This is a genomic window from Rhodococcus sp. EPR-157, from assembly GCF_001647195.1.
Taxonomy (GTDB): Bacteria; Actinomycetota; Actinomycetes; order Mycobacteriales; family Mycobacteriaceae; genus Rhodococcoides.
This window is the reverse complement of the sequence record NZ_LVCV01000479.1, coordinates 1-1,747: the sequence shown is the minus strand read 5'-3', so window position 1 is coordinate 1,747 and position 1,747 is coordinate 1. Positions and strand designations below refer to the sequence as shown.

At 67.8% G+C, this 1,747-nt stretch carries 1 protein-coding gene; it reads right to left on the bottom strand.

Going from position 1 to position 1,747, the window contains the following annotated elements; all coding sequences use genetic code 11:
- Positions 1-1,686, bottom strand: a 1,686-nt coding sequence (locus A2J03_RS31255) for a hypothetical protein (RefSeq protein WP_231912646.1), incomplete at its 3' end; no start/stop codon positions are given.
- Between the last annotated feature and the right edge of the window lie 61 nt (positions 1,687-1,747).

Below are 1,747 nucleotides of genomic sequence, written 5' to 3'. Positions count from 1 at the left end.
GTGGTCGCCTGGGACCGTGAACAGTGCCAGGTCCGGTTCGGGCGGTGTCCGGGCCTCCTCGCGGGCGGCGAGCCATTCCCGCCACACGATCCGTTCGGCACGGTGGCGCACGATCCGGGCACGGATCGCTCCGGTAAGTCCGTGTCGGTGGCCGATATCGTCGAGATCGACCGGCCCGATGCTCACCTGGGCGTTCTCGACCGTGAGCAGGCCGGCGATCCGCAGATCCACCAGTGCTTCGTAGCCGCTGGTGCGCCCGATCCCGACCGCGGTGAACAAGGCTTCCGGAGTCATCGGTTCCGGTGCCGCGCTCACGGCGTTGTAGAGGATGCGGTGGCGCCATCCGATGACGCTCCACGCCGGGTGTACCGACTCGACCTCTGCCGCCTCCGTAGCGGCTTCAGGACCGGCGGCCGACGCTGCTCGTCCCGCCGGAGTGGGGACGAGGGCGTATCGATCAGGGTTCTGCCCGACACCGCGCTCGATCAGCAGGACGGGGGCTCCCTCCATATCTCGCAGTCGCTCCAGTACCGACCACACCGTCGATTCGGGAAGCATCCCTGCAGCGATAGACAGTGAGCGTCCACCTACGCCGACTGTGGGTACACCTTCGATGATCTGACCCGACACTGCTGCAGCCCATGCGAGAGCTTGAACAACTGCGTGAGTGGTCCAGCGGTCACGCCGATGAGAGAACTCCGAAGTTACCCAGGTTTGCGCGTGGATAAGCCAGGAACGAAGGACCGGATCGTAGGCACCCCCTGTGTGCTTTTGCTTGTGCCCGGTATCCCGAACTGGATCGGGGAGGGTCGATGCGGCCCAGTCGAGGGCGCGGTCGGCGTCGCGGCGGATGGCGCGCGCCGGTTCGGCGTAGTGGGCGTAGGCAGCGCGGAGGCCCGCCCAGTGCGTCGCGGCGGCGCGGGTGAGGATGTCGGCGGCGCTGGCGCCGCCGAGGACGGCGTGGGTGATCACCGATTGCCGCGCTTCCGAGCGGGACGGCCAACGGCTGCTGTCGAGGCGGCCGGTGCGGGCGAACTCGACCACGGAGTGCGGTGGCGGGGTGCTCCTGCAGAACCGCGGATGCAGGCGTGCATCGTGACCGGCTCCGACGACGCGTTCAGTCACCGTTTCGGTTCGGATGTAGGCCTCGGCGGGTGTAATGGGTGTTCGCCCAATCCCTCCGAGCAGGGCTTCGAGACGGGCCAGTGTTCCGGCGTCGGAGCCGATGGTCAGGATGTCGAACGCTGCGGCGGGGTCGAGGTCGACGAGTTCTCGATGGCCGCCTTCCTTGCACGCCGACCCGGGGACGGTGATGCAGCCGGCTTTGGCGTTGGTCATCGGGGTGATGTCCAACGTGGGCAGTCGCACAGTCAGCAGGCGCAGCAACGGGCGAATCTCGTCGGCCGAGACGGTCTTGCCCGGCGCGAGCGGTATTAGGACGTGCCGGCCGCCACTGGTGGATTTATCGACGACCGCGCGGCCTCCGCACTCGTCCAGCCACGCCAGCACGCGCGTCACGTCTGCGGAGACGGCGTCGTGACTATGGTGTTTGGTGTCGAAGTCCAAGGCGACGACGCGGGCGCGACCGTGCACGAACAGCGGTACCGCGGACGGTAGCGCCGGCCTTTTGACCGTCAACGGACCTGCCGAGCCGTACTTACGCGTGGTCGGGTCGTAGAGCCGCATCGAACGCCGCGCGGCCAGAATTGGTGCGAAGCGATGCCACAACCGGTCCGGTGTTGCGTCC